A 13,802-nucleotide genomic window follows, 5' to 3' on the forward strand; every position below is an offset into this window, starting at 1 on the left:
GCGGTTCGGTTGCCTGATCGCTTCGTGCACTCTATCAGTGACGGGTTCCTCGCGAGGCCGGTTCAAACTTTTTATGCGCTTCACATCCCTGATCGTTGAACTGGTCCGCGCGCGGCCCCGCCTGATCTTCTGGCTTGTGGTGCTGGCGCAGGCGGCGCTGTGGCTGTTCCTGCCGTGGCTGCTGTATGGAAGCCCGCCGGGCGAGGTGGCGACGGTGCTGGCGTTCGGCCGGGAGTATCAGGTCGGCACCCATCTCGGTGCGCCCGCGGCGTTCTGGCTCGCCGATGTCGCATTCCGCCTGTCCGGCAATCACATTTTCGGCGTCTATCTGCTGTCGCAGCTTTGCTTCATCGTGACGTTCTGGGCGCTGTTCGCGCTCGGCCGCGCCATCGTCGGCGCGCAGCAGGCGGTCCTTGCGGTGCTGCTGACGGCGACCATCACCGCTTTCGCCTTTCCCGGCGCCGAGTTCGGCCCGCTGATCCTGGCCCGGCCGCTCTGGGCGCTGACGCTGCTTCATACCTGGCAGATCGTCGGGCAGGGGCGGCGCAGGGCGTGGTTCATGCTGCCGGTCGAGATCGGTTTGCTGATCCTGACCACCTCGGCGGCGCTGCCGCTGCTGGTACTGCTGGCCGTCTTTGTGCTGGCGACGCAGAAGGGCAGGCGTGCGCTGCTCTCGACCGATCCGCTTTATGCGGCCGTCGTGGTGTTCGTGGTGGTGCTGCCATATCTGGTGTGGGTGCTGCGCGCGGACGTGACGGTGTTGCCGTCATTGCCGGCGGTGGCGCAGTTGCAGGACCGGCTGCTCGGATGGGCCGGACTGCTGGCCGGACTGCTGTTCGCGCTCTCCGGTGTGGCACTGCTGCTCATCGCCAATTCGCGCTACTTCGTCCGCAAGGCGGACGATCCGCCGCTGATCTTCCGTCCGCCGCTCGATCCCTTCGCGCGGCTTTATGTATATGTGTTCGCGCTCGTCCCGCCCTTCGCGCTCAGTTTCATCGCCGCGCTGTTCGACCGGGATCAGATCATCGGCGGCGACGGCATCGCGCTGCTGCTGACCGGCCTCGCCATCGTCGTCGCCGCCAGCGACCTGATCGCGCTGCGGCGGCAACAGCTCCTGCGCTCGGTCTGGCTGGTCATCATGGCGGCGCCTGTTGCCGCAATCCTCGGCATCACTTTTATTTTGCCCTGGATCGGAAGCGCCGAGGTCAAGACCTCGCTGCCGGCCAGCGAGATCGGACGTTTCTTTGGCGAGAGTTTTGAGCGGCGCACCGGCCGTCCGCTTGCTGCGGTGGCGGGCGATCCGCAGATCGCGACGCTGATCGGCTTCGCCGCAGCATCGCGCCCGCATGTGATGCTCGATGCAACGCCGCAGCTGACGCCATGGATGACGCCGGCGCGATTCAACGAGAGCGGCGGCGTGGTGGTCTGGCGCGCCGCCGATACCGCGGGCACGCCGCCCGACGACATCCAGAAACGTTTTCCCGGTCTCGTGCCGGAAGTGCCGCGCGCCTTCGAGCGCACGGTCAGAGGCCGTCAGCCGCTGCTGCGGATCGGCTGGGCCATTGTGCGGCCGCGGCCGCGATAACAGCGAGGCGAGATGAGCGAACCGTCGCAGACGTCACTGGAAGCAATCGTCGATCGCCGGTTCGGCCTCACCCAAAACGGCACGAACGTCCGCACCGAGTTCGTCGCGGGGTGCACAACATTCCTGACCATGGTCTACATCGTGTTCGTCAATCCGGTGATCCTCGCGAACGCCGGCATGGACAAGGGCGCGGTGTTCGTCGCGACCTGTCTGGCGGCAGCGGTCTCCACGTTCGCGATGGCGTTTCTGGCGAATTACCCGATCGCGCTTGCGCCCGGCATGGGGCTCAACGCGTTCTTCGCGTTCACCGTGGTGCTCGGCTACAAGTACACGTGGCAGCAGGCGCTGGCCGCGGTGTTCTGCTCGGGCGTGATCTTTCTTGTGCTGACGTTTTTTCGCCTGCGGGAATATGTCATCGACGCCATCCCGCGAAACCTGAAATTCGCGATCTCCGCCGGTGTCGGACTGTTCCTCGCGATCATCGCGCTTGAGCAGGCCAAGATCATTATCGCCAGTCCCGCGACGCTCGTCACTGCGGGACCGCTCGGCATCGCCCATCCCGCGCCGGTGCTGTGCCTTTTGGGTTTTGCGCTGATCGTGGCGATGAATGCGCGGGGTATCGCCAGCGGCACATTGATCGGCATTCTTGCGGTATCGTTGCTCGGGTTGCCGCTGGGATTGACCAGCTTCAACGGCGTGGTGTCGCTGCCGCCGTCACTGTCGCCGACATTTTTGCAACTCGATTTCTCGCGCGCCACCGAACTGACGTTCCTGATCGTGGTGTTCAGCTTTCTGTTCATCGACGTGTTCGACAATGCCGGAACGCTGATCGGCGTGACGCATCGGGCTGGTCTTCTCGACAAGGACGGCAAACTGCCGCGCATGAAGCAGGCGCTGATGGCGGACAGCTTCGCTGCGATGTTCGGCGCGCTGATCGGCACCTCGACCACCACGAGCTACATCGAAAGCGCATCCGGTGTGGCCGCCGGCGGACGCACCGGGCTTACGGCGGTGTTCGTCGCGCTGTTCTTTTTGCTGGCGCTGTTCTTCGCGCCGCTGGCCGGCATGGTGCCGGCCTATGCGTCAGCCGCCGCATTGCTCTATGTCGCCTGCGTGATGACACGCGGTCTTGCGGACATGGCATGGGACGATGTGACCGAATACGCGCCCGCAGTGGTCACCGCGATCGCGATGCCGCTGACCTATTCCATCGCCACCGGCATCGGGCTCGGCTTCATCACCTATGCGGTGATCAAGATTCTTGCCGGGCGCTTCTCGGACGCGAAGCCCGCGGTGATGCTGCTGGCGCTGGTGTTCGTTGTAAAATTCGCGGTCGGTTAGACCGCCGCCCGCCGCTGCGTGAATGCAGCGACGGCCAGACCTGCCAGTGCCAGCGCGACCGCCGGGAACACCACGATGTTGACCATCGACCAGCCATGGCTTGCCAGCAATTGGCCGGATGAGAACGAACCGATCGCCACAAGGCCGAACACGATGAAGTCGTTGAAGGCCTGAACCTTCTTTCCTTCCTGCGGACCATGGGTTGCGACGATCAGCGCCGATGCACCGACGAAGGAGAAATTCCAGCCGACGCCGACGACGAATAGCCCGACCCAGAAATGCATCGCGGTGATGCCCGACAGGCCGATGATTGCGGCGGCGGCTTCAAGCAACAGGCCGATGACAGCGACCCTCGCCGCTCCAAAGCGCGAAATCAGCGAGCCGGTGAAAAAGCTCGGCCCGAACATCGCGACGATGTGCCACTGGATGCCGAAGTTGGAATCGCTCAGCGACAGTCCGCAGAATTTCATTGCCAGCGGAGCCGACGTCATCAGGAAATTCATGCATGTATAGGAGACCGCGCCGCAGACCACGGCGGCGATGAACCGGGGTTTCCGGATAATCTCCGTGAGCGGTCGGCCTCCGGTCATCTGCGCAGCGACGGGCTTTGGCGCATTGACACCGGCCAGCACCGCCATCGCGATAAGCGCGACGACGGCCTGAACCAGAAAGCTCACTGCGAACAGGTGGGGCTGCCACAGGTCCATGGTCCACTGCACGAGTTGCGGACCGAGAAAACCGGCGAAAACGCCGCCGGCCATCACCCACGAAATCGCCTTCGGCCGGTAAGCGATGCTGGCGCTGTCGGTCGCGGCAAAGCGATAGGATTGCGAGACCGCGCCATAGACACCGCCAAGAAACGTCGCGAAGCAGAACAGCACAAATGAGCCGTAAAGGATGGCGATGGCGGCGATGAGTCCGCATAGCGCGCCGCTGCCGGTGCCCGCGATGAACGCCGCCCGTCGGCCGTAAGCCTGAGCGATCATGCCGGTCGGCAGCGTGCCAGCGGCGAGGCCGAGCGTGTAGATCGACAGCGGCAGGGTCGCGAGCGAAATGCTGGGCGCAAGCTGCGCGCCGACAATCGAACCGGTCGCAAACACGACAGCGGCGTTCGCGCCGGTCAAGGCCTGCGCGGCCGCAAGGCGGCGGACATTCGCCCGCGCCACCGTGTCGTCGATTGCCGCGTCCGCAGTATGCATATTCACATTAAGCGCCCCGAACGGCTGCGTAATTGCGCAGCACCCATGGCTTATGGCCTGAACCGGTCGCCTGCGTCATCAGCATCCACTGCATGGCTGTGGTGTGACATCATCTGATCGGGATTGCGATCGAGGGACGCCCGCTACCCATTCGGTGTATTGCGGCCATTCTGGCGTGATCGATATGAACAGTTCAAAGGAGAAAGCGATGTCTCACCTTGGAAGCTGTTTTTGCGGCGCAGTTAAACTCGAGGTGACAGGGTCACCGGAGGCGATGGGTTACTGCCATTGCAACTCCTGCCGAACATGGTCCGGCGGGCCAGTCAACGCCTTCAGCCTGTGGAAGCCGGAAGCTGTGCGGATCGCGTCGGGAGCCGAGTATGTTGCGACGTTCCAGAAATCTGAAATGAGCCAGCGTCAGTATTGCTCGAAATGCGGCGGACATCTGATGACCAATCATCCGCCCATTAGCCTCGTGGACGTTTTCGCTTCGACGATCCCGACACTTGGGTTCATCCCTGGCGTGCATGTGAACTACGCCGAGACGGTGATGCCGATGCGGGATGGTTTGCCCAAGTTGAAAGACTTCCCGGCCGAACTCGGCGGCTCCGGCGAGATGATCGCGGAATAGCGGCTTGTGTTAGCCAGCGGCCAGTGCCTTCTGCACGGCGCGCAGATCCTGCCAGGTCAGCCGCTTGTAGATCGGCTGCCGCAGCAGGTAGGCCGGATGGAAGGTCGCCATCGCCTTGATCTTGCGCGTGCCGGTGTCGTAGTCGAACCACTTGCCGCGCGTCTTCATGATGCCGTCCTTGAGGTCCAGCACCGCCTGCGACGAGGGCTTGCCGAGGCACACCAGCACGTCGGGATTGACCAGTTCGATCTGCCGCCGGATGAACGGGAGGCAGATCTGCGTTTCCTGCGGCGACGGATCGCGATTGCCGGGCGGCCGCCACGGAATAATGTTGGCGATATACGCTTTGCTGCGGTCGAGGCCGATCGACGCCATCATCAGGTCGAGCAGCTTGCCGGAGCGTCCGACGAACGGAAGCCCTTCGAGATCCTCGTCGCGTCCCGGCGCTTCGCCGACAAACATGATCTTCGCTTCGGGGTTGCCGTCGGCGAACACCAGCCGCGTCGCGGTGGATTTCAGCGCGCAGCCGTCGAAGCGTTCGAGCAGCGCGCGCAACTCCTGCAATGATGCGGCCCTGGGCGCGATCTCGCGGGCCGATGTGATCGCCGCGTCGGGCGCGGGCGCGGGGTCAGCGAGCACCGGTGCGGGCGCAGGGTTCGCAGTGCGGAACAGCGCGGGCCTGGCGGCGGGCTTTTCCTCGACCGCAGCCTCTTCCGACAGGCGATTGACGGGGGTTTCCGACAACGCGCAATCCACTCCAGCCTCTAGATAAAAGGCGAGAAGTTCGCGGGCGGAGGGCATGGGTTCGGGTGTGGTCACGGTGGCCAATCTAGATCGGATCGCGGTGCAGCGAAACGGGGTTGTTCTTGCGCCAAAAATCGGGAAGAACGATGATTAGAAACATTCTGAACCACCCAATTTTGAGATGACAGCATGAGCACCGAAGAGCTTCCGCCGCGCGAGTCCATGGAGTTCGACGTTGTGATCGTCGGCGCAGGCCCGTCCGGCCTGAGCGCCGCCATCCGGCTGAAGCAGATCAATCCGGATCTCAGCGTCGTGGTCGTCGAAAAGGGTTCCGAGGTCGGCGCGCACATTCTGTCCGGCGCGGTGATCGATCCGGTGTCGCTCGACAAGCTGGTCCCGGACTGGCGCGAGGACGCCGATTGCCCGCTCAAGACCCAGGTGAAGGACGACCAGTTCTTCTGGATGACGGGCAGCTCCGCGATCAAGCTGCCGAATTTCATGATGCCGCCGCTGATGGACAACCATCATTGCTACATCGGCTCGCTCGGCGACGTCTGCCGCTGGCTCGGCCCGCGCGCCGAAGCGCTCGGCGTTGAAATCTATCCGGGCTTTGCCGCGGTTGAAGTTCTTTACGGCGAGAATGGCGAAGTGCGCGGCATCGCGACCGGCGACATGGGCGTCGGCCGTGATGGCAAGCCCAAAGACAGTTTCACCCGCGGCATGGAGTTGCTGGGCAAGTACACGCTGTTCGCGGAAGGCGCGCGTGGCTCGCTCACCAAGCAGTTGATCGCGAAGTTCGGCCTCGACAAGGATCGCGAGCCGTCGAAGTTCGGCATCGGTCTGAAAGAGGTCTGGCAGATCGATCCGGCCAAGCACAAGAAGGGACTGATCCAGCATTCGTTCGGCTGGCCGCTGAACATGTCCACCGGCGGCGGATCGTTCCTCTATCACTACAACGAGAATCTGGTCGCGGTCGGTTTCGTAGTACACTTGAACTATAATGATCCATATCTGTCGCCGTTCGAGGAATTCCAGCGCTTCAAGACCCATCCCAAGATCAGCCCTGTCTTCGAGGGCGCCAAGCGCATCGCCTACGGCGCGCGTGCGATCACCGAGGGCGGCTACCAGTCGGTGCCGCGCCTGACCTTCAAGGGCGGCGCCCTGATCGGCTGCGCGGCGGGCTTCGTCAACGTGCCGCGCATCAAGGGCGTGCACAACGCGATGGGCACCGGCATGCAGGCGGCAGAACATGTCGCCGCTGCGCTGGCTGCGGGCCGCGCCAATGACGAGATCGTCGAGTACGAAAACACCTGGCGTGATTCAGCCGTCGGCAAGGACCTGTTCAAGGTCCGCAACGTCAAGCCGCTGTGGTCGAAGTTCGGCACCGTGATCGGGGTCGCGCTCGGCGGCCTCGACATGTGGACCAACACACTGTTCGGCTTCTCGCTGTTCGGCACCCAGTCGCATGCCAAGCCCGATCGCAAAACGCTCGATCCTGCGAAGGCCCATCAGCCGATTCCGGGACCGAAGCCTGACGGCAAGCTGACCTTCGACAGGTTGTCGTCGGTATTCCTGTCCAACACCAACCACGAGGAGGATCAGCCGATCCATCTCAAGGTCGCGGACATGAACCTGCAAAAGACCTCCGAGCACGATGTGTTCGCGGGTCCCTCGAACCGCTATTGCCCGGCGGGCGTTTATGAGTGGGTTGGCGAGGGCGCGGATTTGCGGTTCCAGATCAATGCGCAGAACTGCGTCCACTGCAAAACCTGCGATGTGAAGGACCCCAACGGCAACATCACCTGGGTTCCCCCGGAGGGCGGCGGCGGGCCTAATTATCAGTCAATGTAAGCACGATTGCGCGAGAACCGCTGATCGCCACGATTGCGCCATACTAGATAGGCTCGTCGGCCGCCTCGCATCCTTGCGGATGCGGGCCAAACAAGCCATTGTCCCGGTGCTGCTGACCTGACCGGTCGCACCCTTAATCAATTCATGGAGCCGGCGAGCGTGATCCTCCAACGTCGTTTCAGCCGCGTGGCCGTCGCCACTTTCGCGTTCGCATCGGTCCTTGCGTCCGCCGGTCCGATTGCGGCCCAGACCCGCACCAGCGCCAGCGAAGACACCAAGCAGGGAACGTATCCGAGCGGGCGTGACCTGCTCGGCCTCACGGTATCCGGCAGCTACCTCGCCGCGCGTCACGCCAGCGTCGATCGCGACGCGACCGCGGCTGCGGCATTCTATCGCGCGGCGCTGCGTTCGGACCCGAAGAACAACGAACTGCTCGACCGCGCCTTCATCGCCTCGCTTGCCGACGGCGACATCGACGAAGCCGTCAAGCTTGCCGACCGCATTCTGACCATCGACAAGAACAATCGCGTCGCGCGGCTGGTCGCGGGTGTGCGCTCGCTGAAGCAGAAGCAATACGGCGCCGCGCAGCAGAACATCAATCAGTCGGTCCGCGGGCCGATCACCGATCTGGTCGCGACGCTGCTGTCGGGCTGGGCGAGCTACGGCGCGGGCAATACCCAGGCCGCGATCAACGCCATCGACAAGCTGGCGGGTCCGGAATGGTATCCGATCTTCAAGGACCTGCATTCGGGCATGATCCTGGAACTGGCCAACAAGCAGAAGGAAGCCGGCGTCCGCTTCGAGCGCGCCTACAAGCTCGACGACTCGGCGCTGCGGGTGTCCGACGCCTATGCGCGCTGGCTGTCGCGCAACAAGGACGCGGCCGCGGCTACCGCCATCTATGAAGGCTTCGACAAGAAACTCGCACGCCACCCGCTGGTGGTGGAGGGCATTCGCGAAACCAAGGCCGGCAAGAAGCTTTCGCCGCTGGCTGAAAACCCGCAGCAGGGTGCGGCCGAGGCGCTCTACGGCATCGGCGCTTCGCTGACGCGCCGGGGCGGCGAGGATCTCGCACTGGTCTATCTACAGCTCGCGCTCTATCTCAACCCGAACCATTCGCTTGCGCTGCTGTCGCTCGCCGATCTCTATGAGTCGGTGAAAAAGCCGCAGATGGCGATCAAGGTCTATGAGCGCGTGCCTGCGACGTCGCCGCTCAAGCGCAATGCGCAGATCCAGCTCGCCACCGATCTCGATGCGGTCGACCGCACCGACGAGGGCATCAAGATCCTGAACGCCGTGGTCGCCGACGATCCCAAGGATGTCGAGGCCATCATGGCGCTCGGCAACATCCAGCGCGCGCGCAAGAAGTTCGCAGATTGCGGCGAGACTTACAGCAAGGGCATCGAGGCGCAGTCCGGCGCCGAGAAGCAGAACTGGGTGCTCTATTACTTCCGGGGCATCTGCTTCGAGCGCTCGAAGCAGTGGGCGAAGGCAGAGACCGATCTGAAGAAAGCGCTCGAGATGCAGCCCGAGCAGCCGCATGTGCTGAACTATCTCGGCTACTCGTGGATCGATCAGGGCGTCAATCTCGATGAGGCCATGAAGATGATCCGCCGCGCCGTCGATCAGCGGCCGGATGACGGCTACATCGTCGACTCCCTCGGCTGGGCCTATTACCGCATCGCCGATTACGAGAACGCCGTGAAGCATCTCGAACGCGCGATCGACCTGAAGCCGGAAGACCCCACCATCAACGATCACCTCGGCGATGCCTACTGGCGCGTCGGGCGGACGCTGGAAGCGAAATTCCAGTGGGCGCATGCCCGCGACCTCAAGCCCGAGGCGGAAGAGCTTCCGAAGATCGAATCCAAGCTGCGTGACGGCCTGCCCGAGGACACGTCCAACGCGGCTGCCGCCGAGAAGAAAAAGGAAGACGGCCGGGGCGGCTGATCGCAGTTCTGCGGCTCTTTAAATACGTCCTTCGATTGCCGGACTTGACCCGGCAATCGATCTTCCTTGATAAGCATGGCCTATCGCATGGCTGCGCGGACGCGCGGACAGCGCAACGCTGGCTGGAATGGCAATGCTGACTGAAACCGCCCGCGCCAAGGTCAATCTCACCTTGCGCGTCCTCGGCCGCCGCGCCGACGGCTATCATGACCTCGAAAGCCTGGTGGTGTTCGCCGACTGCGCGGACACGCTGACACTGACGCCGGGGCCCGACCTGACCCTTGCGACCGGCGGCCCCGGTGCGCAGGACTGCGGCGAAATGTCGGACAATCTGGTGGTGCGCGCAGCGCTGTTGCTTGGCGAGCGTATTCCGGGGCTTACGCTCGGCCGTTTCACGCTGGACAAGCATCTGCCCGTCGCCGCCGGTATTGGCGGCGGCTCGGCCGATGCCGCGGCGGCGCTGCGGCTGCTGGCACAGGCCAACAATCTTGCGATCGACGATCAGCGCATCATCGATGTCGCGCGCGAAACCGGCGCAGACATTCCGGTTTGTCTTGCCTCGCGGGCCTGCACCATGACCGGTGTCGGCGAGAATTTGTCGATGCTCGATATTCCCGCGATGCCGTGCGTGATGGTCAATCCGCGCGTCGGCGTCGCGACCAAGGATGTGTTCACAGCGCTTGGTCTCGGCAAGGGCGAACTCCTTGCCGGTGTCGGTGATGTGATGCTGTCGCCGGGATGGCCGGCGAAGGGTGCGTCATTCGATGAATGGGTCGAGGCCGTTGGCCATGGCACCAACGATCTCGAAAAACCGGCGCTGAAGGTCGAGCCGATTATCGGCGAGGTGCTGTCGGCATTGCGCGCAACGGAAGGTGTGCGGCTGGCGCGGATGTCGGGCTCCGGCGCGACATGCTTTGCGATCTTCGAGACCATCGGTGACGCCGGTCAGGCCGCGAAAGCGATCTCAAAAGCTCATCCCGGCTGGTGGGTCCACGCCGGCGTGCTGAGCTAGCACACTCCCGTCATTGCGAGGAGCGTCAGCGACGAAGCAATCCAGCTTCTCGCACGCGAAGCATTCTGAATGGATTGCTTCGCTTCGCTCGCAATGACGACAAGGCGTCTTAGTGCGACCTTGCCAAACAGAAAGCAACCACCTGCTCGAGCGCTGTCTTCATCGGTGACGACGGGAACAGCGCCAGCGCATCGACCGCCATCGCGCCGTAATGCTGCGCACGGCTCATGGTGTCTTCGAGTGCGCGATGCTTGGTCATCAGACCGATGGCGTGATCGAGGTCGCCGTCGCCGATTTCGCCCTTTTCCAGGGTGCGGACCCAGAATGCACGCTCGGCATCGTTGCCGCGGCGAAACGCCAGCACCACCGGCAGCGTGATCTTGCCTTCGCGGAAATCGTCGCCGACGTTCTTGCCGAGCTTTGCAGCCTTGCCGCCGTAGTCCAGCACGTCGTCGATGAGCTGGAAGGCGATGCCGAGGTTCATGCCGAACGAACGGGACGCAGTCTGCTCCGCCTTGGGGCGGTTGGCGATCACGGGGCCGACTTCGCAGGCCGCGGCGAACAGCTCTGCGGTCTTGCCGCGGATCACCGCAAGATATTCGTCCTCGGTGGTCGCCGTGTTCTTGGCTGCCGCAAGCTGCATCACTTCGCCTTCGGCGATAGTGGCGGCGGCGGAGGAGAGAATGTCGAGCGCGCGCAGCGAGCCGACCTCGACCATCATGCGGAACGCCTGGCCGAGCAGAAAGTCGCCGACCAGCACGCTGGCCTCGTTGCCCCACAGCATCCGTGCAGAGAGCTTGCCGCGGCGCAGTTCGCTTTCGTCCACCACGTCGTCATGGAGCAGCGTCGCGGTGTGCATGAATTCCACGGCGGCGGCGAGCTTGATATGGCCTTCGCCGGTGTAGCCGGTGAGGTTGGCCATCGCCAGCGTCAGCATCGGCCGCAGGCGCTTGCCGCCCGACGAGATCAGGTGGTTGGCGACCTCCGGGATCATCGTGACTTCCGAGCCGGTTCGCGACAGAATCGTGCTGTTGACGCGTTCCATATCGGGCGCAACAAGCTCAACCAGCCGATCTATCGATGGCGTCGAGTGGCTCTCAAAGGGTACAATAACCGCCACGTCCGGTCTCCGGATGAATGTAAGGGCACAATAGAAACTGCCGTGCGGCGCGGCAAGAGCAACAACGGGCGCCCGGCGTCCCGTATCCACCCCCGGGAGACACTGCCTTGAAGGAATTGGTGCGGACCAACGATGCGGTGCTGGTGTCCGCTGTAGGCGCGTTGCTGGATGGCGCCAATATTCACCACCTCGTGCTCGACAGTAACATGAGCATCATGGACGGATCGCTGGGCGTGCTGCCCCGGCGCATTCTGGTTCATGAGGACGACGCCGTGGCCGCGCGCCGCCTGCTCACCGAGGCGGGTCTGGCCCATGAACTGCGGGACAATGACTGACCCCGCCCGTACTGAAATTCCGGAAGTGACCGAGGACATGTTTCTCGGCGGCCAGTTGCGGCTGCGCCAGCCGAGGCGCGGTCACCGCGCTGGTCACGACGCGATCCTGCTGGCGGCGGCGACGCCGGCGCAGCCGGGCGATCGCGTGGTGGAATTCGGCGCAGGTGTCGGGACTGCCGGGCTCAGCGTCGCGCGCCGTGTCGCCGGGCTCGATCTGGTGCTCACTGAGATCGATGAAACGCTTGCGGCGCTGGCGCGCATCAACGCCGAGGCGAATGGCATCAAAGCAAACGTGATGGCGTTCGATGTCACCGCGGACGCCGATGTTTTCGCGGCATCGGGGCTTGGTCCCGACACTGCCGATGTCGTCCTGATGAATCCGCCGTTCAACGATGCCGCGAGGCATCGCGCATCGCCGGACCCTGCGCGGCAATCAGCGCATGTGGCGGCGGCCGACACGCTCGAGAGATGGACCCATGCGGCGCGGCGCGTGCTGAAATCCGGCGGCGCACTCACGCTGATCTGGCGGGCGGATGGATTGGCGGACGTGCTGGCGGCATTGGCGCGGGGCTTCGGCAGCGTCGAGATTCTGCCGGTCCATCCCACGCCGGGCGCACCGGCGATCCGCGTCCTGGTGAGCGCGGTCAAAGGCGGGCGCGCGCCGATGGCGCTCCATTCCGGTCTGGTCTTGCTCGACACGAATGGGGAGGCGGGTCACGAGATTCAGGCGGTCCTTGGCGGCAAAGCCGCTCTGCCGCTGGCGAAGGTATCGAGAACCCGCTGAATGCACAGCAGGCAGGCAGCCTGCTTATTGGGTTACCGATTTTGGCTCGGTTTCGGGAGCCTGAGTGAAGTGGATGGCGGCGAAAAGGGCGCCAATCAAAAGGATTAGGAGATAAATCTTCATTTCTGCACCTTAGTGGCTGCGCCGTTGCAGCCTGCGTATCTGCTGCAATGCAAAGTGCGTTCCAGTTTCTTGTCGCGCTCCGGCGAAGAACCGGAGAAGTTCAAAGAAATCCCGTCCCCTCAAACATTTAGACGGAATTCGGGCACAAAGGACGTGCTTAACGATTGTCGAATGCGCTCTGGGCTCGTGATGCCAGTTACCGAATAATAAACTGTGAACATGAAGGATGTTTCATGGCTGAGAATGACGGCGATAGTCACTTTGCCGAGAGGTTGAAAAGCTTGCTGCCGGCGCGCTGGCGCGGCGGCGCGGTGGTGCCGGTGGTGCGACTGTCCGGCGTGATCGGCGCGGTGACGCCGTTGCGGCCGGGCATGTCGCTGGCCGGCGTGTCGCGGACGCTGGAGCGGGCGTTCTCGACCAAGGGCGCGAAGGCCGTGGCGCTGGTGATCAATTCGCCGGGCGGCTCGCCAGTGCAGTCACGGCAGATCTATCAGCGCATCCGCCAGCTCGCCGCCGAGAAGAAGCTGCGGGTGCTGGTGTTCGTCGAGGACGTGGCGGCGTCGGGCGGTTACATGATCGCCTGCGCAGGCGACGAGATTTTCTGCGATCCGTCCTCCATCGTCGGATCGATCGGTGTGGTCGGCAGCACCTTCGGATTCGTCGACCTCATCAAGAAGGTCGGCATCGAACGCAGGGTCTACACATCCGGCGAGAACAAGTCGCAGCTCGATCCGTTTCTCCCCGAGAATCCCGATGACGTTGCGCGGCTGAAGGCGATCCAGCGTGAGATTCACGACACCTTCATCGCGCTGGTGAAGGACAGCCGCGGCGCACGGCTCAAGGCCGAGGGTGATTATCTGTTCACCGGCGAATACTGGGCCGGCGAACGCGCGGTGAAGCTCGGTCTTGCGGACGCGCTCGGCGATCTGCGCACGGTGCTGCGCGCACGCTATGGCGAGAAAGTGCAGATGCCGGTGATTGCGCCTGCGGCGGGGCTTCTCTCCGGGCTTGCGGGCCGCAAGCCGGGCGCGGGAGTGGCGCTGCCGGGTTTTCCAGGTTTTTCGGAAGACCTGATTTCGGCGCTGGAAGAGCGCGCGATCTGGGCGCGCTACGGATTGTAGGACGGG

At 63.6% G+C, this 13,802-nt stretch carries 12 protein-coding genes; 9 read left to right on the forward strand and 3 right to left on the reverse strand.

The genetic code is table 11. The features are described 5' to 3' along the window. The first annotated feature begins 73 nt into the window (after positions 1-73). Together HMPREF9695_RS01615 and HMPREF9695_RS01620 are read left to right on the forward strand one after the other, a co-directional pair. Positions 74-1,585: a glycosyltransferase family 39 protein gene (locus tag HMPREF9695_RS01615; RefSeq protein WP_006019023.1), complete on the forward strand. Its 1,512-nt coding sequence runs from the start codon at positions 74-76 to the stop codon at positions 1,583-1,585. Positions 1,586-1,597: 12 nt separating this feature from the next. Then, positions 1,598-2,926 (forward strand): NCS2 family permease, encoded by a 1,329-nt coding sequence (locus tag HMPREF9695_RS01620; protein ID WP_006019024.1) that lies wholly within the window; start codon positions 1,598-1,600, stop codon positions 2,924-2,926. Here HMPREF9695_RS01620 and HMPREF9695_RS01625 read toward each other — a convergent pair. Then, positions 2,923-4,125 (reverse strand): MFS transporter, encoded by a 1,203-nt coding sequence (locus HMPREF9695_RS01625; protein ID WP_006019025.1) that lies wholly within the window; start codon positions 4,123-4,125, stop codon positions 2,923-2,925. The two genes, HMPREF9695_RS01620 and HMPREF9695_RS01625, sit on opposite strands and share 4 nt — an antisense overlap. Before the next feature lie 208 nt (positions 4,126-4,333). Between HMPREF9695_RS01625 and HMPREF9695_RS01630 the strand changes: the two genes are divergently transcribed. Next, complete coding sequence (locus HMPREF9695_RS01630) at positions 4,334-4,756, forward strand: GFA family protein (protein ID WP_006019026.1); 423 nt, start codon at positions 4,334-4,336, stop codon at positions 4,754-4,756. A 9-nt stretch (positions 4,757-4,765) separates the two neighbouring features. On the opposite strand, the gene HMPREF9695_RS01635 is transcribed toward HMPREF9695_RS01630, so the two are convergent. Next, positions 4,766-5,557 carry a uracil-DNA glycosylase gene (locus HMPREF9695_RS01635; protein ID WP_006019027.1) on the reverse strand — a complete coding sequence of 264 codons (792 nt, stop codon included), beginning with the start codon at positions 5,555-5,557 and terminating at the stop codon, positions 4,766-4,768. Between the two features lie 132 nt (positions 5,558-5,689). On the opposite strand from HMPREF9695_RS01635, the gene HMPREF9695_RS01640 reads away from it, so the two are divergent. The 3 genes from HMPREF9695_RS01640 to HMPREF9695_RS01650 all read left to right on the forward strand — a co-directional run bounded on the left by HMPREF9695_RS01640 (position 5,690) and on the right by HMPREF9695_RS01650 (position 10,313). Beyond that, on the forward strand, positions 5,690-7,351 hold the full coding sequence (locus HMPREF9695_RS01640) for an electron transfer flavoprotein-ubiquinone oxidoreductase (protein WP_006019028.1): 1,662 nt from the start codon (positions 5,690-5,692) through the stop codon (positions 7,349-7,351). A gap of 144 nt (positions 7,352-7,495) precedes the next feature. Further along, positions 7,496-9,301: a tetratricopeptide repeat protein gene (locus HMPREF9695_RS01645; protein WP_157223882.1), complete on the forward strand. Its 1,806-nt coding sequence runs from the start codon at positions 7,496-7,498 to the stop codon at positions 9,299-9,301. A 127-nt stretch (positions 9,302-9,428) separates the two neighbouring features. Beyond that, the gene (locus HMPREF9695_RS01650) at positions 9,429-10,313 is read left to right on the forward strand and encodes a 4-(cytidine 5'-diphospho)-2-C-methyl-D-erythritol kinase (RefSeq protein ID WP_041711014.1); all 885 of its coding nucleotides are present in this window, start codon (positions 9,429-9,431) and stop codon (positions 10,311-10,313) included. A 109-nt stretch (positions 10,314-10,422) separates the two neighbouring features. Here the strand turns inward: HMPREF9695_RS01650 and HMPREF9695_RS01655 are convergent, their stop codons facing one another. Beyond that, positions 10,423-11,433 (reverse strand): polyprenyl synthetase family protein, encoded by a 1,011-nt coding sequence (locus HMPREF9695_RS01655; protein WP_006019031.1) that lies wholly within the window; start codon positions 11,431-11,433, stop codon positions 10,423-10,425. 107 nt (positions 11,434-11,540) lie between these two features. On the opposite strand from HMPREF9695_RS01655, the gene HMPREF9695_RS01660 reads away from it, so the two are divergent. The 3 genes from HMPREF9695_RS01660 to HMPREF9695_RS01670 all read left to right on the forward strand — a co-directional run bounded on the left by HMPREF9695_RS01660 (position 11,541) and on the right by HMPREF9695_RS01670 (position 13,796). Then, complete coding sequence (locus tag HMPREF9695_RS01660) at positions 11,541-11,768, forward strand: putative signal transducing protein (RefSeq protein ID WP_006019032.1); 228 nt, start codon at positions 11,541-11,543, stop codon at positions 11,766-11,768. After that, entirely contained in the window at positions 11,761-12,552 is a 792-nt protein-coding gene (locus tag HMPREF9695_RS01665) for a tRNA1(Val) (adenine(37)-N6)-methyltransferase (protein ID WP_041711017.1), read from the forward strand. The genes HMPREF9695_RS01660 and HMPREF9695_RS01665 overlap by 8 nt, the downstream gene beginning before the upstream one ends. Positions 12,553-12,908: 356 nt before the next feature. Continuing rightward, on the forward strand, positions 12,909-13,796 hold the full coding sequence (locus HMPREF9695_RS01670; RefSeq protein WP_006019035.1) for a S49 family peptidase: 888 nt from the start codon (positions 12,909-12,911) through the stop codon (positions 13,794-13,796). The last annotated feature ends 6 nt before the right edge of the window (positions 13,797-13,802 follow it).

Origin of the sequence: Afipia broomeae ATCC 49717, from assembly GCF_000314675.2 — a bacterium.
In the GTDB taxonomy this organism is placed as follows: Bacteria; Pseudomonadota; Alphaproteobacteria; order Rhizobiales; family Xanthobacteraceae; genus Afipia; species Afipia broomeae.

Coding starts and splice junctions, on each gene's coding strand:
- HMPREF9695_RS01615 (WP_006019023.1), top strand. CDS start 74: ATGCGCTTCACATCCCTGATCGTTGAACTGGTCCGCGCGCGGCCCCGC.
- HMPREF9695_RS01620 (WP_006019024.1), top strand. CDS start 1,598: ATGAGCGAACCGTCGCAGACGTCACTGGAAGCAATCGTCGATCGCCGG.
- HMPREF9695_RS01625 (WP_006019025.1), bottom strand. CDS start 4,125: ATGCATACTGCGGACGCGGCAATCGACGACACGGTGGCGCGGGCGAAT.
- HMPREF9695_RS01630 (WP_006019026.1), top strand. CDS start 4,334: ATGTCTCACCTTGGAAGCTGTTTTTGCGGCGCAGTTAAACTCGAGGTG.
- HMPREF9695_RS01635 (WP_006019027.1), bottom strand. CDS start 5,557: ATGCCCTCCGCCCGCGAACTTCTCGCCTTTTATCTAGAGGCTGGAGTG.
- HMPREF9695_RS01640 (WP_006019028.1), top strand. CDS start 5,690: ATGAGCACCGAAGAGCTTCCGCCGCGCGAGTCCATGGAGTTCGACGTT.
- HMPREF9695_RS01645 (WP_157223882.1), top strand. CDS start 7,496: ATGGAGCCGGCGAGCGTGATCCTCCAACGTCGTTTCAGCCGCGTGGCC.
- HMPREF9695_RS01650 (WP_041711014.1), top strand. CDS start 9,429: ATGGCAATGCTGACTGAAACCGCCCGCGCCAAGGTCAATCTCACCTTG.
- HMPREF9695_RS01665 (WP_041711017.1), top strand. CDS start 11,761: ATGACTGACCCCGCCCGTACTGAAATTCCGGAAGTGACCGAGGACATG.
- HMPREF9695_RS01670 (WP_006019035.1), top strand. CDS start 12,909: ATGGCTGAGAATGACGGCGATAGTCACTTTGCCGAGAGGTTGAAAAGC.